This is a genomic window from Nonomuraea basaltis, from assembly GCF_005893125.1.
Classification (GTDB): Bacteria; Actinomycetota; Actinomycetes; order Streptosporangiales; family Streptosporangiaceae; genus Nonomuraea; species Nonomuraea basaltis.
Genome location: NZ_VCJS01000242.1, coordinates 1 through 18,211, shown reverse-complemented (window position 1 = coordinate 18,211; position 18,211 = coordinate 1). Strand labels below are relative to the sequence as shown.

Here is an 18,211-nt window from a genome sequence, read left to right as displayed (position 1 = left end):
ATAAGAGACAGCGCCCGAGGTCGTCGTGCTGACGACCTTCGACGCCGACGAGTACGTGCTGCGCGCCCTGCGCGCCGGGGCCAGCGGCTTCCTGCTCAAGCACACGCCGCCCGCCGAGATCCTGCGCGCGATCGTACGGGTGTCGGCCGGGGAGCCCATCTTGTCGCCGACGGTGACCCGCCAGTTGATCGCCCACGTCGCCGACACCGGCGCCGCCGCCCGGCGGCAGCACGCCGTACGCGTGCTGAGCCTGCTCAGCGAACGGGAACGGGAGGTGGCCGTCGCCGTGGGCCGGGGCAGGTCCAACGCCGAGATCAGCGGCGAGTTGTTCATGAGCATCGCGACCGTGAAGGCCCACATCTCGCGCATTCTCGACAAGCTCGACCTCAACAACCGCACCCAGATCGCCCTGCTCGCCCACGACGCCGGCCTGACCGGCTGAACCTCACCCCGGCGGCACCTGACCCGGATGCCCGCCGTCTCGCCTCCCGGGCGCGTTCTGGGCTCATGTGAACCCCTACGGCCGGTTCCGCCTTGACATGGAAACCCGGCTCGACCTGACGTTGCCGTGAGCGGGTCCCCGCTTCACTGCCGGGTGCGCGGCCGCGGCAACCTCGGCGAACGCGGGGCTCTCCAGGACGGGGATCTTCGAGGTGGCCGCCGGGTCCTCGAACAGCAGCACCCCTCGGGGACGCCCTCGGTCCGGATGAGGAGGCCAGCCTCGGTGAGAATGTGCCGCAGCCACGGTTATCTCGGGTTCTCAGGCGAAGTAGCTGGTCAGCCGCTTGAAGGCCTGTCAGGCACGTAAGGCAAGTAGCCCCAAGATCCAGGGTTCATCGGAACCGCAACGGGTGCTCGTCCGGGGCCTGCTCACGCACCCAGACGCTCATGTCGTCCCCGCAGGCCGACAGTCGACGTCCGCTGCGTCGGCGTTGGCGATTCGCCCTGTTGCTCAGCGCTACTTTGCGGCTGGTGACGCGGACCCGAGTGGGGGCCATGAAGGACTGGTCGTTGTCGCAGTGGGTGGGATGCCTGGGAGCATCCCGGCGACGGACCGGACGGCGAAGGGCTGGTTCATCGACAACATCAGCGTGAGCCCGAGCTGGTGGGTACGGAGTGGCTGGTAGGGGAACACCGAGGGTCCGGAGGCGGTACAGCAGCACAGGCCGGCGAAGCCCGCGCCGATGATGATCACGTCGTGGTCGGCCTGGTGCGGCATGGCGCCTCCATGGGTACTAGAACGTCCCTCTAAAAACATGCCTCACGCCAGGATGAGAATGGCCGCGACCACCACCATCACCGCGGCGGTGAGGCCGTGGACGCCGAACGCCACCGCCCGCGAACCCCCGTTCCTGAGCACGACGACCATGTCGCCCAGCGGGGCGAACACACTGGCGAGAATCAGCCAACCGAGCATGTGCTGGTTTCCCGTCACGAGGGCCGGGAGCACGACGAGCCCAGCCGTGATGTCCCGTACGCCCTTGACGGTCAGGTACGCGTTCATGGACACGGGAACCCCGTAGCCCTCCGCCGACGCGACCGGCCGCAGCAGGAAGCGGATGCCGATGAGGATGATCCCGATGGCGATCAGTCCGGCGAGCCAGGTGGCGATGGTGACCATGTCGTCTCCTTCGATCGTTGCTAGAGGTGTTAGCGACGCTAGCTTAACGGCGCTCATGTGTCTAGCGGTGCTAGAATCTGGAGGGTGTCCACACAGCAGCGCAGAGAACGCGAACGCGCCCAGCGCCACGACCTGATCGTCAAGACCGCCCGCAAGCTGGCCGAGTCCGAGGGCTGGGACGCCGTGACCACCCGCCGCCTGGCCAACGAGATCGAGTACAGTCAGCCGGTCCTGTACAGCCACTTCGCCGGCAAGGACGCCATCGTCGCGGCGGTGGCGCTGGAGGGCTTCACGGAACTGGCCGTACGCCTGCGCGCCGCGACCCGGACGGGCGAGCCGCGGGCCGCGCTGGAGGGGCTGGCCAGGGCCTACATGGCGTTCGCCGAGGAGAACCCCGCGCTGTACGACGCCATGTTCACGATGGCCGTGGACCTGCCGTTCGGCCAGGACGACACCCCGGAGCCGCTCCGGGACGGCTTCCAGGCGCTTTTGTCCGGGGTCGCGCAGTTCGCCGACGGCCGCGACCCGGCGATCCTGACGGAGGTCGCCTGGAGCGCCCTGCACGGGCTGATCGTCCTGTCCCGCGGCGGCCGACTCCCCGCCTCAGGCCGCGAGGCCCGCCTGACGCTGCTGCTCGACCAGCTCAGCGCCACCCGCTGACCCAGCCACGTACGGTCCGTCGTTCCACACGGCGGCGACCTGGGACGCGACCTCCAGGCCGTGCCGGCGGCCCGCTCGGGCGGCCGGAGCGCGGCGGGCGGATGACGACCACCCGGTCAGGCCCGCCACGAGGCCCACGACACCGCGAACGTTTCCAGACTCAACTCACGCCGGACTCAGCAGTTCCACACACACCCGGGCTGATCTGCTCAACCGTCACCATGAGCTTCCCAAATGACGGAACTCGCCTGTGGTTCTGTAGGCGAGCAGCGACAGCGTTTGTTGGTCGGTGGTGAAGTCGGCCCGGGGCCGACTTCACCAGTTGTTCTGTGACAGCGAAGATTGAGCGCGCGCCAACGAACCTTGATCGGCATTACCCCGCTTGGTCAGCTGGTGGGGGCTCGGACTGCTTGATCCGAGAAGGAGTGTGGCGGAGTTGGCATTGACGCTCGCTGGACTGCATCCCCAAGTCGATTGTCCTGCAGAGAGAGTTTCGGGAGATTCCGTGTGCTTCTGGTCAACCTGGGGTGAGGCTCAGGGAGTGTCAGGGGTGGTTTTCACCGACGAGAGGAGACCGGGTGGACGCGGATTTCGTGGACTTCGTGCGGCACCGGGGAGACCATCACCTGAGAACGGCTGTCCTGCTCACCGGGGATTGGCAAACGGCTGAGGATCTGGTGCAGTCCTGCCTGGGCAAGTTGTACCAGGTGTGGCATCGGCTGGACACCAGCAGTGAGCCCGACGCCTACTTGCGCCGCATCCTGGTCAACACCTACCGATCCTGGTGGCGTGCCCGGTGGCGCCGTGAGATCCCGCGCGCCGAACTGCCCGATCTGCCCGGTCCCAACGACTTGGGGGAGGCGCGGGCCGTGGCTGAAGACGTTCGGAACGCGCTGGCGAAGCTGCCGGTCAGGCAGCGGACTGCTTTGGTGCTGCGGTTCTTCGCAGACCTGCCCGAAACGGAGGTCGCCGATCTGATGGGCTGCTCGGCGGGGACGGTGAAAACCCATACGCATCGCGGTCTGCAAGCCATGCGGCGGCTGATCTCGCCCGACATGGTGGTCAACGGAACCGAGGCGGAGGGGAGTGGGATCCGGTGAGACACCAACACGAGGAGCCGTCCATGAACGAGGAAGAAGTGCGCGCACTGCTCATCAAGGCCACCGAAGATCGGCCGGCGGGCATCGATCTCATGCCGACGATGCCGAGAGGCAGGCCGGCCCGGGTTCTGGTCCCGATCGCCTCGCTGGGCGTCGCAGCGGCGGTGGGTGCGATCGTGCTAGCGCTAGTCCTGCCCGCGAGCCCGTCTTCGGCGCAGGCTCAGGTGGCCGCCGCAGTCGAGAACACCAGCCAGGAGAGCTACCGTATCCACGCCACCAGCGGTGCCAAGACGTTCGACGGTGCCTTCGACCCCGTACGGCGTGTGGGCGTTATCACGAGGGTTGGGGACGGGGCCGAAACCCGGTTCATCGGCGACCTGATGTACATCCGGGAGCATCGCGAGGGGAAGTGGATGGTCTCTTCGCGCAGCGAGGTGGAGTTGAAGAGCGTGCCCGCGGTCATCGCCCTGGTCAAGCTCGCTCCGTTGGACCCCCAGGAGGCTCTGCAGCGACTCCGTTCGGCCACTGACGTGCGTGAGAACGGCTCCGCCTCCGGCCAGGGCTGGACCGGCCGGCGGTTTGCGTTCTCGCTGGAGGACGTAGGCGAGTACGACTCCGAGGAGGCCGCGGGCAAGTCGCTGGAGGCCACAGGAGCCGTGGAGGTGGACGACCAGGGACGGATCCGGCGTCTGGAAGTCGCCTTCAGTGACACCAGCCAGCGGAATGTCATGGACTTCGACGACTTCGGCACCCCGGTGACGGTCACCGCCCCGCCCGCCAACCAGGTGGAGCAGCCGTCGCCCGACAAGCTGAGCGACAAGGCGACCGACAAGCCAATCGTCAAGAAGTCCTGACCAGCCATCCGGCACCCATCTGACCATGTGCCTGGGCCGGAGCGGATAGTGCTCCGGCTTGGGCCACGGGGCCGGGTTGCGGTTAGGCAGTCTGGCGAGCGTCAACGCCAGCACCGCCACGCTCTTTCCCGGATCATGCATGGCCGGTGACCTGGGCTGATGTCGATTAAGGTTCATTGGCGCGCTCAAGCTTCGCTGACACAGGACACCAGTCGGCTGTGACAGCGATCGTTTGTAGGAATAGGCGATGTCGCTGAGAAGTAGCAGCGCTCTTGGGCTTGCGGTGGGACGCAATCCATGCCAGAGCCCTGGCTCGTCGGTCACATTCGGCGACCCTTGGGGCGGATCTTGATGTCGCGCATGTCGGTCACCGCGAGCTGCAAGATCTCATGCGGGTGCCCGTGCGCCTCCAGCGCGGCCATCGCGCCAAGCGCCGCCTCGTCCTGGCCGTCGTCCGGGCCTGCTGGCACCTGGCAGCGGAAGGTGAAGGCCGTCACGCTCTGATCGTGGGTGAAGGCCCCGCGCTCGGTGTAGGCGATGCCGCCTGCGGCCAGGACGGCGGCCCGACCGGTGTCGTCGAGCCCGGTGAACTTCCCTCTGATCGTTACCCTGAACAACTGCTCATTCCTCTCGTACGGCATAGCCGAGTAGGGGCTCCCCCATGAGCTTCTCCACGGTGTCGATCAGCTCCAGCACTTTCGCGGCGATAACGCCCGGCCGCTCGCCGGCCTCGGTCCGCCTGCCGATCTCCGACAGGACCATGCTGTGCAGGCTCCCAAGCTGCCAGGCGACAGCCTGAGGCAGCGGGTCGCCGGGCGCGGCGCCGGTCTCCTGGACCAGCTGGTCGGCCAGCTCGGCGGTCATCTGGTGGGCGAGCCACTCCAGCCGGGCGGTCAGCGTGGGCGCGGCCCGCATCATCTCCAGCACGCGGCCGAACCCCTCGCTCAGCCCGAGCCTGCGCTCACGCCCGCGCACCTCCTGCCGCAGCCGCGCCAGAACCGCATCGGCCGCCGACTGGCCGGGTCGGCGCCCGCGCACGATGTCGGCCAGCCGTTGCGGGGAGGCCTCCTCCGGCGGCAGGACGAGGTCCTCTTTGGCCTGGAAGTAGTTGTAGACGGTGTTGACCGACACCTCGGCAGCCGCGGCGACCTCGGCGATCGTGACGTTGTCGAAGCCGCGCGCGACGAACAGGCCGATGGCCACACCGGAGATGCGTTGCCGGGTCTGTCGCTTCTTGCGCTCGCGCAGCCCTTCAGACATACGTGGAGTCTACTCAAAGTTTGGAGTCGATTGCAGGTTTATGGCTTCCACACGGTCTTGGCGGCCAGGGCCCTCGAGCCGCGCCTTACGCACCTCGACGGGATAAGGAGGGGCGGCTCGCTCCAGCCCGGGTGTCCGCGGCCCGGGCCGCGATGCCCGTTGTGTACACAAACGAACGCCGTTCTTGATCGTCCGACGCTAAGCCTCGTCCCGGTGGGCCTTGCCGGTTCTTCGGACGGCCACGACCCGGGCCAGCCAGGCCCGCTCCATGGCCGGCGTCGGGTCGTCGGGGTGCGGGGTCTGGTCGTCGGACTGGTACGGCAGTTCGTGGCGGCGGAGGACTTCCCGCTGAAAGACCTCTGACGGCTCGGTCATTAAGGAATAACCCCTAGGTTCGCGAGCGCCTCTCCAGGTCCTCTCGCCCCAGGACCAGGGCGTTCTCCATGCCAAGCACGTCGCTCTGGCGATTGAAGGGATCTCGGGATCGGTGAAGCTTCTCCCTCGTCGCTGCGGTTTTTCAGCAGCGGTGAAGCCGAGGAGTCGCGTGCCGGCCCGGCGGGGCATCTCGGCCCCAGTGCCGAGTGTCGCCCTGGCAGAGAACACCTGCTCACGCGGGAGCGGCTCCAGTACACCAGCTCAGGCACACCGGCCGCGATCGTTATCTGGGGTAGTTGGCCTCTTCCTGCAGGTCAAAGAGAGATGATCTTGTCAGGCACGTGAGGCAAGCAGGCCCGCCGGATGCGATCATTGCGTGGATGAGCGACTGCACCTTCTGCAAGATCGTGGCCGGTCTGTTGCCGTCCTATCGGGTCCTCGAGGATGAGCACACGCTTGCGTTCTTGAACATCAGACCTGCGTCTCCGGGACACACGTTGGTGGTTCCGCGCATGCATGCGCGCGACGTGTGGGAGATCTCCAAGATCTCTCACGGCGAGGTCGCCGACATGGTGCATCGAGTCGCCGCTCTGCTGAAGACGACCCTGGCCCCGAGGGCGTGAACGTGAAGCACAACACAGGCGAGTCCGCCGGCCAGGACGTCTTCCACTACCACGTGCATGTGGTTCCGCGCTGGCGCCGGGACGGTCTTCGTCTGACGTGGAGCTCCCCGCTGGCTCCGGCCCACGAACTGGAGCAGGTCTTGGAGCGGGTCGCCGCAGGTCGCTGAAGGGCGGGAGCGCTGGACAGATGATTCTCTCTTGAGAGCGGTCAGGATCTAGGGTGCCTCCATGAAGATCCGCGCCGCCGCGGCAGAGGACGCCGGCATCCTGGCCCTGCTGAACCCTCACGTTCATGCGGTCCACGCCGCTCACCGCCCCGACGTCTACCGCGTCGACCCACCCGCAGACGAACTGACCGACTACTTCGCGACTCTCCTGGTCAAAGACGTCACGCGTGCTTTCATCGCCGAGATTGATCGTCCAATCGGGTATGCCGTGGCTGCCATCGTGCGTCGCGAGGAAAACCCGTTCCTCCGCGCCGAATCCTTCATCCTCCTCAATCAGCTGGCGGTGGATCCACAAGCCGCCAGACGCGGGGTTGCGAGTCAGCTGATCGAGGCCGTGCGGGATGCGGGCAGGCGGGAGGGCTGCCAGAGGCTGCTGACCGACGTGCTGGACTTCAACGAGGACGCCAAGGCCTTCTATGCGGCGGCCGGATTCGCTGAGTTGAAACACGTGCTGGAGCAGCCGCTTTGATGCTTGCGCGGAGTTGCTCCGCCGCAGGTGAACAGTGAGTCAGCCGGTCTCCCCTCGGACGGGCGTCGAAACTCATCGACGCGTCCGAGACGACGACTAACTCGCCTGATGCCGACCTGCCTCGATGGCCAGCGATGCCCTCAGGTTAGGAGACCCAGGGTTTCGGGCGCTTCCCAGGCTGTCAGCTGTTCTTCCTGCGCGCACTGGTTGATCAGCTCGGCAAAGGCTTGCCGGTCCTGTTCGGAGAGGCTTCGAGAAGGTGTGGCTGCGCAGCACCGGCAGCGGCGGCGTGACGTACGTCATCCACCCGCCGGAGCCCAAGGGTGCATGACCACCCAGACCATCCCAACCGTTCGGCATCGACCCTTGGGTTCGCGGGAACTCTGGGCTTTCCAGGGGGCAGACCCAGTACGGGAGAAAGGGGCAGTCATGTCTCTGACCATGGCTAACACGTGGCCCCGGCAACGTGGGGCGCCACGATGGCATGCTCCGGAGGTGACGATGGCCCCGACGCGGTGCGCGGGGCAATCGTCGTCGTGGCGGGTCTGGGTTTGTTCTCACGTGGTGGCGGCCTGGAGGAGTTCGATCTCGATGGCCAGCACGCCGAGCGCTTCCTTCTCGGGGCCGTAGATGCGGCGGATGTTGGCCAGTTGCTGCTCGCGGGGGCTGTCGGGGTTGACGTTGGCGGCGCTTTCGGCGTCGAGCATCTCCTCGAAGCTGGTGGAGCGGGCCACCCGTTTGACGCAGGTGAGGGCGTCGTCACCCTGTGGCCCGATCGCGCTCGCTGGGGCAGATCACCGACGCCCTGTTCGAGGCGGGCGGTCAGTACCGCCGCAACGTCTAGCAGTAGCTGGCGCCGTTGAACTTGCGCGGCGCCTTGGGCACGGTGCTGGAGATGGTTTGGCCGGGGTTGACGGTGAAGCAGCGGCCGTCGGGCCCGTACGACCAGTCGATGCGGTAACGCATCCGGACGCCGCACTCGTTGCGGGCGTGGCCGGTCTTGTTGACCCAGCCGCTCTTCTGCCAGATGACGACGCAGGCGGGGGTGTTGCCCTGTGCCTTGGCGGTGTCGGCGACGGCGCCGGTCGGGGTGGCCGTCAGCATGGCGATGGAGGCCGCGCCTCCGATGGCCAGGGCGGTGAGCGACTTGCGAAGCTTGATGCTCATCGTCGTCTTCTTCTCGTGTGTTGTGGCTGATGAGAGGAAGGTAGGTGCGGCCGTGTTGACTCCATGTTGAGGATTCGTCAAGGCCTCTGGGAGGCCCTCGCGCCAGTGCTGCGAGTCGGCCCTCCGCTCCCGACCGTGTCCCAGCCGCCAGGTAGGTCTTGATCTCGCTGCGGGTCTTTCCTCACCAACCGGTGGACGGCTGACGGGCTCGACGAGCGCGGCGGCGCTGCCTGAGCGGTCTCGATCCTTGGCGCCTCCACCCTGCGCCAGTCCCTGGACACCCAGCTCGACTCCCTCACCAAGGCCGGCGTCACCCGGATCTTCTCCGAGAAGATCTCCACCCGCGCAACGAGGCGGCCCGAACTCGAACGGGCCGTCGCCCTGGCCCGGGAGCTGCGGGCCTCCGGCGTCGCGGTCACCCTCGCGGTCCACGAGCACAAGCGGCTCGGCCGGGGCATCGACTTGGCCACCCTCGCCGAAGAACTGCGGGCGGCCGACGTCGGCCTGGAGTTCCTCACCGGGGAACTGCAAGGCTCACACGATCCCTCCGGCGTCGTGTTCACCGTGCTCGCGGCCCTGTCGGGGATGGAACGCGAATACATCCGCGACCGCACCCTGGAAGGCCACGAGTCCGCCCGCAAGAACGGCAAGGCCATCGGCGGCGCCACCGTCACCGACCCCGCCATGCTGTCCATGGCGCTGCATCTACGCGACCAGGACCTCAGCCTGCGCGAGATCGCCTCCCGTCTGGTCATCACCCAGGGCGCCAAGAGGGGCCGGCGCCCCTCCCCGGCCACCGTTATGCGTATGCTCCGCGACCACGACACCAGCATCGCCGAGCTGGACGCCGAAGCCGACGATGCGAGTAACGGCCGTAGTCCCTGGCCGGTACCCGAGCCGCGAACTGTCCTTGGCCATGATCCAACACCGTGATCAAATCGAGACCAGTCAGAGGCCCCTGCGTTATCGCAGGTCATCGGTATATCCGGTGAAAGTTTCTTCATTGCTAACGACATGGGACGCGCAATGTCCGCATAATGTCCGGTCGCCACTCCTGGACTTGCCCCACTCGTTGATCGACAATTCTGACAGGAGAAAGTCGTCCCGCCACAGCAACAGAAGCCCTCACAGATGTTACGACACCGGCAACTAGCGCCACAACGACGACCCCAGGCCGCCGCCAAATCGTGTGCATCATGACACTGGCTAATCGTCATTAGCCCCGAACTGCCTGGGGCTGCTCGTGACTCGAAGTCGCACCACCCCCACCGGAATGAGGCTCCATGCGCTCCACATTGAAGAAGCTTTACCTGGTCACAGCCGCGGCCATCATGATGACGCTACCGATCTCGACCGGCACAGCGTACGCCGCCGAAACCGTAGTCAACGGCAAGAAACAATGGCTGACGGCCAATCCAAATTCAGGGATGCCTATGAGCTCCTTCGGCCGCGAGATCTGGCTCAAGGGAGGCACCTACGGATGGTTCACTTACGTTGCGCCTGATGCCATTGGCACCTGCAACAACTACACCGGCAACATCGGGGAGGGGACGTACCAGTGGAACCAACAAATCTGGCCCGGCGCACCCTCGGCCGGATACTACAGAATCGATAGCTATCTCTGGCACAAGGACGGCGGCGCGGCGTACTCAATCAGTTGCAAGATCCAGCTGCCGCGTGATGGCGACTACGTCTGGGGCAGCGCTCTCGATCCGCACTTCTAAATGGCCCAGTACGCTCCTGGGAGACATTTGTGTCGTGACCGCTTGGATCTCTTGTTACCTGTTGACCCAGATCGACTCGACCGCCACGGTGCTCGCGTCGGACGACGCCTGACGCACCCGGTAGTCGATCCGGCGCCACCCCGACAGCAGCTCGTCGTACATCTGCGACCGGTAGCCGGACAGGACGATCGCGCCCCGGCAGGAGTTCAACAGCTCCAGCAGACGGACGTGCTGGTCGTCGGCATCCATCTCCTTGACGTAGCCGCCCGCGTTGGTCCTCGTGCTGCGCAGGTACGGCGGGTCCAGGTAGAACGCCGTCTCGCGCGAGTCCATGCGGCCGATCAGCTCCAGCGCGTCGTACTGCTCGATGAACGCCTCCCGCAGGCGGGCCGCGTGCCATCGCAGTGCCGCGCCAGCGCGCTTCGTACGGGGGGCCGTTCACTCGTGCGCGTGACGTCGGCCGCCGCCACGACGCGCCGGCCTCACCGCTCCGGCTCTGGGTGCACTGGATCCACCAGCGGCGCGCCCGCTCCAGGTCGCTCGCGGTGGTGTCGCCGAGCTTCGCCGCGATATGTTCGGCGCGGGCGTACGGGGTGAGCTGGATGGCGCGCTGCAGCTCGCGCGGCCGGTCGCGGAGGGTCCGCATGAACGCGATCAGGTCGCCGTTGACGTCGTTGATTGTCTCGATCTTCGCGGGGTCCTTGGCGAAGAACACGGCGGCGGACCCGGCGAACGGCTCGCAGTACACCTCGTGCTTGGGCAGCAGCGAGGCGAGGAACGGGGCGAGCTTACCCTTGGCGCCGTAGTACGCGAACGGGTGCCGCGCGGTGCCCAGGTTCGTCCTTTAGGCGGCCTCAGCCCCTGACCTGCCTCGTCGCGTCCGCCGGATCACCGGCAGGAAGTCGACCAGGAACGCGGTCTCGCTGGTCACCGTGGCCGGACGACCGCCGGCCGCGAGCCCTTCGGCCCACCGTCCGGCCGGGGTCTGGTTCAGTGTGCCGTGCACCTGGCCGTGATAGGAGGCCGCCGCCAGGGCCAGCCACCTGTTCAGCTCGGCGACGGTCAGCACTGCGCTGGCCTGGCTGTCGTAGCTGCCGCGCTCGGCCGGGTTGGAGAAGGTGGTGCCGGCAGTTCATGCACCATCAGCATCATCGTGCCGGTAGGGTCGGCCGAACAGTGAGGTGCCAGTCCTGTGTGGGCTGGTCCTTTTCCGTTCGGCCTCCCTCCGAACCGGGCGGACCCGTTTCCGAGTACCCGGCTCTCCGGTGATCTACTGCGTGAGCGGTGTTGCAGGGTGCCCGTGGATCAGGTCGTGGCAGTCGCCGCAAATGATGAGCGCTTTGCGGCGGATCTTGGCCATGACCTGGGCCCATGCGGGCTGTGGCAGGCCAGGTTCGCCGAGGTCCGCGAGTCGGTGGACGTGGTGGACTTGGATGTTGTCCGTTCGTCCGCAGAGCTCGCATTTCCCTTTGAGCAGCCGGGTGACCAACTGCCGGTTGGGGTAGGCGGGTCCGGTGTGCTGGCGGTCGGTGAGGACCGCGTTCTTCTGCCGTTTCAGCGGAATGCCGCCGAACCAGGCGACCAGTGCCTTCCTGCCTTCGCGCTCGATGCTGGCCTCGAACCGTGTGCGCAGTCCGTGCGGTGTCAGGATCTTGGCCTTGTGACGGACCGCCATCTTGGTCACCGACGAACGGTGCTTTCTGGCCAGGGTCTTGAGCATCGAGGTCTCCATGACCCACCGCAGCCGGTGCAGCCGGAAGACGTCGCTGGCAAGGAGGTAGTACTGGACGACGCCCCGATACTCAGCTCCATATCTGGCGACGATGTTGTAGTCGCTTTCGTTGACCATGGAGTTCCGGCGCGCGGGTTTTCCGCGCGACAAGTACGGGGCGGACTTGGCCCTGACCACGGTGGCCGGGACGCGCAGGACGATCATCCCGTTGATGGACCGACGGTTGCGCTTGTCGGTTCCTCCGGGTCTTCTCGTCCTGCGATCGCTTCCTGCGACCGAGATCTCATAGCCGAGGAATTTCGCCCGCTGGGTGCGGGCATGAGTGATCAAGGTCTTGTCCGGCGAGAGCTCCAGCTTGAGGTCCTCACGCAGGAATTCCGCCAGGCGCCGCTTGATCTCCTCGGCTTCGGCCTTGGGTCCGGCGAACCCGAGCAGGGTGTCGTCGGCGTATCGGCAGTAGCGCAGCCTCCGGTAGCCGGGATCACGAGGGTCCTGGCTGGGGAGGCTGTGCATCCGCCGGTAGAGGGACCGCAGCAGAGCGCGGTCGCCCTTGCGGCGGGCTTTGACGATCGCTCCTTCCACCTCGCGATACTCCGGGCTACGGACCCGGCGTTCGCCTCGGGTGTATTCCGGGATGAGTACGTTCTCGACGAACTCATCCAGTTTGTGCAGGTAGATGTTCGAGAGGATGGGCGATGCGATCCCGCCTTGGGGAACCCCGCTGAGCGTGGCGCCCCACCTCCAATTCTCCAGATATCCGGCTGTCAGCATGTTGCGCAGCAGCCGCAGGAGCCGGTTGTCGTGGATCTTCTCCGACAGGATCCTGATCATCACGTGATGATCGAATGATCCGAAGCAGTCGGCGATGTCACCTTCGACGAACCAGGCCGTTCCCAGCCAGGTGTGGGCCACCTCTCGTAACGCGGTGTGGCAACCCCGGCCGGGACGGAACCCGTGGGATCGATCAGAGAACGTCGGCTCGTAATACGCCTCCAGCAGGAGTCGGACCACTTCGCCGACGAGCTTGTCCGACCAGGTCGGCATGCCCAGCGGGCGCGTCTTCCCGTTCTTCTTCGGGATGTGCACCCTTCGGACCGGGCGGAAGCGGTAGCGCTCGTGACGCATCTCGGTGACAATCCGCTCGATCTTCTGCAATGACATACCGTCCACGGTCTCCCGCGTGGCCCCCGGCGTCATCGACCCCTTGTTGGCGTAGATGCGACCGTAGGCCAGCAGATACAACTGCGGGTTGAACATCTGCCGATACAACTCTTCCAGCGGCAGGCCGCGCCTGCCGCGCTCACGCAGGACACCCAGCACCGTTGCGGCGCTCTGCATTACGCATACCTCGCGATCTCTCGGTGTCCGATCACCTGGCCCCCTTCGCCCATGTGGACGGCTTTCCCGTCCTCCTTGGCCGGTCGTGACTCCGGCGACTACTACGAGGCCTCCGTCGCCGTAGGACTCGCGTCCCGTAGGCGATCCCACGTTCGTCACGGTCGTACGTATCAGCGTGATTTAGACGTCCCGTTCGTCTCCTTGAATGCCCTCGCTGGGCATCGCTCCATGGCCCCGGAGGTTGCCGCTCGGCTGATTCCTCGGAGCGGGCAGGGCTGGCACCGGTTTCAGGCGTCTTTCCGGTGGATGTGAACTTCCATCTTCTGGAGACTGGGATTCAGGCAATCCAGCTTTCGCCATGTCACGCGGGTCCCCCAGAGCACCGTCCCTGACGCTGGGCCCGGTCTCTGGTTTTCTGGCATGCTCTTGTCCCCGTAAGCCTTTCGGCGCTGGGTAAGCCATCAGACCCAGGAACCTCCCTCCGAGTTCCTCCCGGCTGAACCAGGGATACGACCATGCGCCTCGTGGCGCACATCAGCCGCTCAATGATGCCGCCGAAGTGCGGCATGCCCTTGGGCCGGTACGTCAGCATGATCCCGTGCTGAGCGCAGCCCCGGCGCAGCGCCTCACTGCGAAACTCGGTGGCGTTGTCCACATGGATCTCATGCGGCTTGCCGCTCATCGGCCAGGCCACCGCCTCGACTCCGAGCCGCTCCAGCCACGGCCGCTTGTCGCACACCGTGTGTGCCAGGCACAACCCGACCGATAGCGCCGAGGGCGCCTCCAGCGTGACCACCAGGCCGACCACGCAGCGGCTGGCCATGTCGATGGCCGCGGTGAGGTAGGGGCGGCCGATCGGCAGGCGATGCCGCTCATCGACCACTTCCAGGTCGACGGGCGTGTGGTGATTCCCGAAAGCCCAGGACATCCGTGCACCCGACTTCGAAAAGTGACAATCGTTTTAGGGACGGCGCTCCGGGACTGGTCAGCGGCGTCGGCGCGCCGCCGGGTCACGGCTTTGTTGCCGGGCACCATCTCCACCATCGAGGGCAACACCGGCAACGGTAAGGTCGAGGAGCGCGTCCGGCCGAAGTCACAGGTCGTCGGCTACGGCTACCCCGAGTACGCCGTCTGACCCCCGCACGACAGGGCACGGGCGCGCGTCCCGCACGGGGCGCGCGCCCGCCGCGTCTCACCCGTCCATGAGCGCGAGGTAGCCGTCCTCCAGCGTCGGCTCGGCCGGCCGGGCGCGCGGGTCCGGCGGCGCACGGCCGTTCCGGGTTCACTCCGATGAGAACCACGCCATGCCCGCGGGATGATCGTTGCTCCCGTTTCGCGGCACAAGAGCAACACCTGCCGATATTGATCAAATCACTTGATATCTCTCGCCACTCGCCTCCCGGTGATCGATCTGAAACGATCTTTGAAGCATTGTCAAGATCGAGAGGAAGTCAGACATGCGTGTACGAGCAGCGCTGGTAAGCATGGGAATCGCCGCCCTCGCCCTCTCCGGAGCCGCGCTCCCCGCCCAGGCGGCCGCCTGGGAACCCCACTCCCGCTACGGGAGCTACCGGGCATGCGTCGACGCGGGTCAGATGTACGTGCGTGAGAACTACGACGAGTACAAGTGCACGGAAGGCCCCGGCTACTACCAGCTCTGGCTCAGGTGACCTGGCAGCCCGGTCCTCGGCGGCTCACGCCGAGGACCGGGCCCGCCCGCCGGCCCTCGCGGGTTCACTCCAGGAAAAAGCGCGCCAGAGCGCCGGTGACCGCAGGAGCGTCGTTCTCCATCGGAATGTGGCCGGCACCCGGAACGCGGACCAGGGTGGTGTTCGGGATCTCGGCGGCGAACCGCTCGGTCACGCGGTGGGCTGGTTGCGCCGGCACCAGGCGCGCTCGACCAGCGCCGCGTGAAGCCGGTCGCGGCAGCCGAGGTCGGGGATGAAGACCTCAGGTCGCCGGATGCCCGCAGGAGCGCCCGAGCCCCGCAACATGCTGTGAGAGCAGGTCAACGTGCCTTAGGTGCCAGCAAAGATCATCTCGCTCCCCGCTAGACGCGTACCCGGGGCGTCTCTCCCATCTTCGCCGAGGAGATGACACCCGTGCGATACCCGGCGAGCACGTAGTCCACGACGTGGCGGACCAGCGTGGAGAGCAACGCGGCGGCCGCCGGGTTCGGTGTCGTTCCGTCCGCCCTGGGCCGGGCCGAGTCGAGGAAGATGCGCCACCAGGGCACCGTCCCCTCGAGGATCGATGGAGGATAGGTTCCCGGCGTGGTGGGAGGCGGGTTGAGTACGGCGGCCACGGCCGCTCCGATCTGCGCCGGCGTCGGCTGGGCCACCGCGATCTGTTCGGTGATCAGGCGCAGCAGCTCCGCGTTGCCGGCGAGGTTCACCGGCTCGGGGGTCGAGCCGTCCTGGCTGTAGATCGGGCGCGAGGCCAGCGTTGGCGGGACCCGCTCGACGTAGGTCACGCGATGCAGCACGCGCCAGACCGGGTTGGTGGCGTCCAGTTCGCGGATCGCACGTGCTGTCGCGTCATTCGACGTCTCCCGCCAGACCGGGTCGACGATCGCGGTGAAGACCTGCGCGTACTTCCGGTCCGCTGGCAGCAGGAAGCTCATGAACCGGTACTGGCGTACCTTCCCAGGACAGGGGCCCGGCCGGAACGCCCCGTCGCCGTCGCAGTAGACCGCCTTCGCGTCCGGATCCCAGCCCGACAGGCATGCCTCCACGTCCAGCGTCACGTCGAGCCCCACGCTCTGCTGGTCGTCCTCCTGGAGCCCGACATGCACGTCCACCATGTGGGTCGTCATGAGGTCCAGCGAATAGGGCGAAGCCGAGGTAGAAGAAGAACTCGCCACTGGAGCTGACCCCGCCGCCACCGCCGATGTCGCGCCAGCCGGTGAAGCTCCGGCTGGAGACGCTGGCGTAACCTTGCTGCTCGACGTGAAGCCCGATGTCGGCGCTCCAGACGTACCTGTTGACGATGCCGGTGGCGGGGACGGCCTGCGGCTCCTCGCCTGGTCCGCCGTCCCAGCGGACGGGCAGGTTCGGCTTGACGTCGGACACGTCCGCCGTCCCGTCCTGGCCGCGTCCCTTCCAGTCGAACTGGGCGGCGTACGCCTGCCGGCTCTGGTTCTGCGCCTCGATCGAGGCGGCCAGCGCGTACGCCTCGGCAGGGCGGATGTAGCTGCCCCGGCTCGCGTCAGCCGACGGCCAGGACGGGTCGTTGACCAGGCCGACCTTGCCGTCCAGGGTTCCGTTCTTGGTGTAGGCCTCGTCGATCGGGAACATCAGCAGGTTGCGGTCCGGCGGGATCGCCAGGTTCGGCACGATGATCGTGCCGATCGCGGCTCCGGTGGCGTGATAGACCATCGCGTAGAAATCGGCGGTCAGCGACTCGACCAGCGCGTAGCCGAGGTTCTCCGGCACGAACTGGCGTCCCACTTGCGGGTTGAGGTATTGGCTCGCGTCGGCCTGATACGGCTCCCAGTCCCCGCCCAGCCCGATCGTGTCCCGCTGGCTGGTGGTCCACTCCCCGCTGAGTTCGGTGTCTTGCTTGTCACCGAACGTGGCCTTGGCGGAGGCGGCGACCTGCGCGACGGCCTTGAGGTCATACGCCGATGTGTTGACCAGCATGATCTGCCACTCGGTGTAGGAGTTGACGCCGAAGACGCCGAAGGCGGACTTGAAATCCACGTCGGTCGTGCTGGTGGTGTTCGAGCTGTATGCGATCCTTTCGCTGCCCTGCTGCGTGAGGGTGGCCGTGGTGGCGTCGTTGTAGGTGGTGTAGAGGGAGCTGGCTTGGTTGAGGTAGTACGGCCGGGACAGGTTCTCGCTCGGCACCGGCGGGGCACCCTCGATGTAGCCGATCAGCGTGGGCTGGGTCTGCACCTGTCCGATGTAGACCAGGTCGACCTGGCCCACGTAGATGGGGTCGGCGAAGGACTCGTTGGCGTCCAGGACGTACTGCCGCTTCAGTGTGGCCTGCGTCTTGCGGGCGTCGCCGGGGCGTCGACGTAGGCGCCAACGGCGATCCGTCCGGTCGTCGATCGTGAAAGGTCGGTGATGTCGCCGCCGTACACGTTGCGGACCAGCGCGCCCTCGGAGGAGAGCGGGATGTTGTCGGCGTGGATCAGGCTCGGGTCGATGGGCGGGCTCGGTCGTTGCCGCCGCCGGTGCGGTCGATACCACCGGCGGAGAAGTCCCAGTACGCCAGTAGCTGCGGCTCGTCGCCCGTGCGGGGAGTGAGCCGCTGGTCGCGGATCGTCTCGGGCGTCCTCGCCAGGCCCCAGAGGCTGACCGGACCGAGGTCGCCCTGCAGGCCGGGAACACCGCCCTCGGCTGGTGCGCCGAGGGAGAACTGGGAGTTGGTGGCTGGCTCCAGTGTGGTGCCGTAGGGGACCACGCTGGCGACCAGGCTGCCGTTGGCGACGAATTCCACGGTGGACGTGTCACGCAGGCTGCACCAGGGCGCGGAGGAGGTGAGGATACCGTCACAGCCGCCCACCGGGTCGTCGGCGACCATGCCCTCCTGCTCGCGGAAGGCCCACTGCGCGGCCAGGCCGGGCGGCGGACCGTACTGCGGAGCGTCGGCGAGCTCGGGAAACAGATCGTCGAGGCTCGCCGGGGAGTTCCAGAACCGCAGTTGACCGAGCGTGCCGCGGACGAGCGCCATCGTCTCGATGGCCTCGTCCGTCCCGGCCGGAGCTGACGCCGTACGCCCGATGAGCACATCTGTCTGCGACGTGACCAGCTGCAGCGTGGCCGTCTGCACGCTGCCTGACTTCTCGCCGATCGTCGTGCCGTCGGCGAGGTTGACTTCCGTGCTGGTGACGGAGTCGGTCTTGATGGCTCCCTGATCGGTGTCGTACATCGCCACGGTGAACACCAGGTCGCCGGTCGGGTCCACCGCGAGCTGATAGCACTGGTCCTAGTAGTACTTTGTTAGTTTGGAATTTGGTGTGAGATGATCTTTGCGTGACTCCGGCTGAGCTGGCTGATGTTCGAGGCCGTCTTGAGGACTTCGCGGGCGAGGTGTTCACTTCCTTCGCGCGTC

At 66.6% G+C, this 18,211-nt stretch carries 23 protein-coding genes and 4 pseudogenes; 10 read left to right on the top strand and 17 right to left on the bottom strand.

What is annotated here, in order from left to right; all coding sequences use genetic code 11:
* Positions 1-10: 10 nt before the first annotated feature.
* Positions 11-442, top strand: a pseudogene (locus EJK15_RS57420) (LuxR C-terminal-related transcriptional regulator); the annotation flags it as partial.
* Between the two features lie 516 nt (positions 443-958).
* Here EJK15_RS57420 and EJK15_RS57415 read toward each other — a convergent pair.
* Both EJK15_RS57415 and EJK15_RS57410 read right to left on the bottom strand, forming a co-directional pair.
* Positions 959-1,219: a hypothetical protein gene (locus tag EJK15_RS57415; RefSeq protein WP_138718871.1), complete on the bottom strand. Its 261-nt coding sequence runs from the start codon at positions 1,217-1,219 to the stop codon at positions 959-961.
* A gap of 42 nt (positions 1,220-1,261) precedes the next feature.
* Positions 1,262-1,621: a DUF4267 domain-containing protein gene (locus EJK15_RS57410; protein WP_138718870.1), complete on the bottom strand. Its 360-nt coding sequence runs from the start codon at positions 1,619-1,621 to the stop codon at positions 1,262-1,264.
* 84 nt (positions 1,622-1,705) lie between these two features.
* Between EJK15_RS57410 and EJK15_RS57405 the strand changes: the two genes are divergently transcribed.
* The 3 genes from EJK15_RS57405 to EJK15_RS57395 all read left to right on the top strand — a co-directional run bounded on the left by EJK15_RS57405 (position 1,706) and on the right by EJK15_RS57395 (position 4,235).
* Complete coding sequence (locus EJK15_RS57405) at positions 1,706-2,281, top strand: TetR/AcrR family transcriptional regulator (RefSeq protein WP_138718869.1); 576 nt, start codon at positions 1,706-1,708, stop codon at positions 2,279-2,281.
* Between the two features lie 578 nt (positions 2,282-2,859).
* Positions 2,860-3,381 carry a SigE family RNA polymerase sigma factor gene (locus EJK15_RS57400; protein WP_138718868.1) on the top strand — a complete coding sequence of 174 codons (522 nt, stop codon included), beginning with the start codon at positions 2,860-2,862 and terminating at the stop codon, positions 3,379-3,381.
* Between the two features lie 23 nt (positions 3,382-3,404).
* Entirely contained in the window at positions 3,405-4,235 is an 831-nt protein-coding gene (locus tag EJK15_RS57395) for a hypothetical protein (RefSeq protein WP_138718867.1), read from the top strand.
* Positions 4,236-4,555: 320 nt separating this feature from the next.
* Here EJK15_RS57395 and EJK15_RS57390 read toward each other — a convergent pair whose 3' ends face one another.
* From EJK15_RS57390 to EJK15_RS71895, 3 genes are all read right to left on the bottom strand, one after another.
* Positions 4,556-4,852 carry a DUF6204 family protein gene (locus tag EJK15_RS57390; RefSeq protein ID WP_138718866.1) on the bottom strand — a complete coding sequence of 99 codons (297 nt, stop codon included), beginning with the start codon at positions 4,850-4,852 and terminating at the stop codon, positions 4,556-4,558.
* Between the two features lie 4 nt (positions 4,853-4,856).
* The gene (locus EJK15_RS57385) at positions 4,857-5,495 is read right to left on the bottom strand and encodes a TetR/AcrR family transcriptional regulator (protein WP_138718865.1); all 639 of its coding nucleotides are present in this window, start codon (positions 5,493-5,495) and stop codon (positions 4,857-4,859) included.
* A 198-nt stretch (positions 5,496-5,693) separates the two neighbouring features.
* Positions 5,694-5,870, bottom strand: a complete 177-nt coding sequence (locus EJK15_RS71895; RefSeq protein ID WP_171075168.1) for a hypothetical protein — start codon at positions 5,868-5,870, stop codon at positions 5,694-5,696.
* A gap of 380 nt (positions 5,871-6,250) precedes the next feature.
* On the opposite strand from EJK15_RS71895, the pseudogene EJK15_RS78130 reads away from it, so the two are divergent.
* Positions 6,251-6,660: pseudogene (locus EJK15_RS78130) on the top strand (HIT family protein).
* A 61-nt stretch (positions 6,661-6,721) separates the two neighbouring features.
* Positions 6,722-7,189 (top strand): GNAT family N-acetyltransferase, encoded by a 468-nt coding sequence (locus EJK15_RS57370; RefSeq protein WP_138718862.1) that lies wholly within the window; start codon positions 6,722-6,724, stop codon positions 7,187-7,189.
* A 557-nt stretch (positions 7,190-7,746) separates the two neighbouring features.
* On the opposite strand, the gene EJK15_RS57365 is transcribed toward EJK15_RS57370, so the two are convergent.
* Entirely contained in the window at positions 7,747-7,923 is a 177-nt protein-coding gene (locus EJK15_RS57365; RefSeq protein ID WP_206061803.1) for an ASCH domain-containing protein, read from the bottom strand.
* A gap of 106 nt (positions 7,924-8,029) precedes the next feature.
* Positions 8,030-8,356, bottom strand: coding sequence for a hypothetical protein (locus tag EJK15_RS57360; protein ID WP_138718861.1), 327 nt, complete (start codon positions 8,354-8,356; stop codon positions 8,030-8,032).
* 243 nt (positions 8,357-8,599) lie between these two features.
* Here EJK15_RS57360 and EJK15_RS57355 point away from each other — a divergent pair, with 243 nt between their 5' ends.
* A complete protein-coding gene (locus EJK15_RS57355) occupies positions 8,600-9,289 on the top strand; it encodes a recombinase family protein (protein WP_338089954.1) in 690 nt (229 codons plus the stop codon).
* A 350-nt stretch (positions 9,290-9,639) separates the two neighbouring features.
* Positions 9,640-10,080, top strand: coding sequence for a hypothetical protein (locus EJK15_RS57350; protein WP_138718860.1), 441 nt, complete (start codon positions 9,640-9,642; stop codon positions 10,078-10,080).
* A 54-nt stretch (positions 10,081-10,134) separates the two neighbouring features.
* Here the strand turns inward: EJK15_RS57350 and EJK15_RS57345 are convergent.
* The 5 genes and pseudogenes from EJK15_RS57345 to EJK15_RS57325 all read right to left on the bottom strand — a co-directional run.
* Positions 10,135-10,494: pseudogene (locus EJK15_RS57345) on the bottom strand (DNA adenine methylase); the annotation flags it as partial.
* A gap of 190 nt (positions 10,495-10,684) precedes the next feature.
* Positions 10,685-10,915, bottom strand: a pseudogene (locus EJK15_RS78125) (DNA adenine methylase); the annotation flags it as partial.
* A 9-nt stretch (positions 10,916-10,924) separates the two neighbouring features.
* Positions 10,925-11,149 (bottom strand): hypothetical protein, encoded by a 225-nt coding sequence (locus EJK15_RS57335; RefSeq protein WP_206061800.1) that lies wholly within the window; start codon positions 11,147-11,149, stop codon positions 10,925-10,927.
* Between the two features lie 201 nt (positions 11,150-11,350).
* Positions 11,351-13,150 (bottom strand): reverse transcriptase/maturase family protein, encoded by a 1,800-nt coding sequence (locus EJK15_RS57330; protein ID WP_171075167.1) that lies wholly within the window; start codon positions 13,148-13,150, stop codon positions 11,351-11,353.
* A gap of 361 nt (positions 13,151-13,511) precedes the next feature.
* Positions 13,512-14,078, bottom strand: a complete 567-nt coding sequence (locus tag EJK15_RS57325) for an integrase catalytic domain-containing protein (protein WP_206061798.1) — start codon at positions 14,076-14,078, stop codon at positions 13,512-13,514.
* Between the two features lie 21 nt (positions 14,079-14,099).
* Here EJK15_RS57325 and EJK15_RS75580 point away from each other — a divergent pair, with 21 nt between their 5' ends.
* On the top strand, positions 14,100-14,285 hold the full coding sequence (locus tag EJK15_RS75580; RefSeq protein ID WP_240777869.1) for a hypothetical protein: 186 nt from the start codon (positions 14,100-14,102) through the stop codon (positions 14,283-14,285).
* A gap of 322 nt (positions 14,286-14,607) precedes the next feature.
* Positions 14,608-14,820: a hypothetical protein gene (locus tag EJK15_RS57315; protein WP_138718858.1), complete on the top strand. Its 213-nt coding sequence runs from the start codon at positions 14,608-14,610 to the stop codon at positions 14,818-14,820.
* Between the two features lie 64 nt (positions 14,821-14,884).
* Here the strand turns inward: EJK15_RS57315 and EJK15_RS76825 are convergent, their stop codons facing one another.
* The 5 genes from EJK15_RS76825 to EJK15_RS57295 all read right to left on the bottom strand — a co-directional run bounded on the left by EJK15_RS76825 (position 14,885) and on the right by EJK15_RS57295 (position 18,064).
* Positions 14,885-15,013, bottom strand: a complete 129-nt coding sequence (locus tag EJK15_RS76825; protein WP_276615551.1) for an alpha/beta fold hydrolase — start codon at positions 15,011-15,013, stop codon at positions 14,885-14,887.
* Complete coding sequence (locus EJK15_RS76820; protein WP_276615550.1) at positions 15,010-15,144, bottom strand: hypothetical protein; 135 nt, start codon at positions 15,142-15,144, stop codon at positions 15,010-15,012. The genes EJK15_RS76825 and EJK15_RS76820 overlap by 4 nt, the downstream gene beginning before the upstream one ends.
* Before the next feature lie 56 nt (positions 15,145-15,200).
* On the bottom strand, positions 15,201-15,773 hold the full coding sequence (locus EJK15_RS57305) for a hypothetical protein (RefSeq protein WP_138718857.1): 573 nt from the start codon (positions 15,771-15,773) through the stop codon (positions 15,201-15,203).
* A complete protein-coding gene (locus tag EJK15_RS57300; protein ID WP_138718856.1) occupies positions 15,688-17,079 on the bottom strand; it encodes a hypothetical protein in 1,392 nt (463 codons plus the stop codon). Before EJK15_RS57300 ends, EJK15_RS57305 begins: the two co-directional genes overlap by 86 nt.
* Positions 17,080-17,287: 208 nt before the next feature.
* Positions 17,288-18,064: a hypothetical protein gene (locus EJK15_RS57295; protein ID WP_138718855.1), complete on the bottom strand. Its 777-nt coding sequence runs from the start codon at positions 18,062-18,064 to the stop codon at positions 17,288-17,290.
* Between the last annotated feature and the right edge of the window lie 147 nt (positions 18,065-18,211).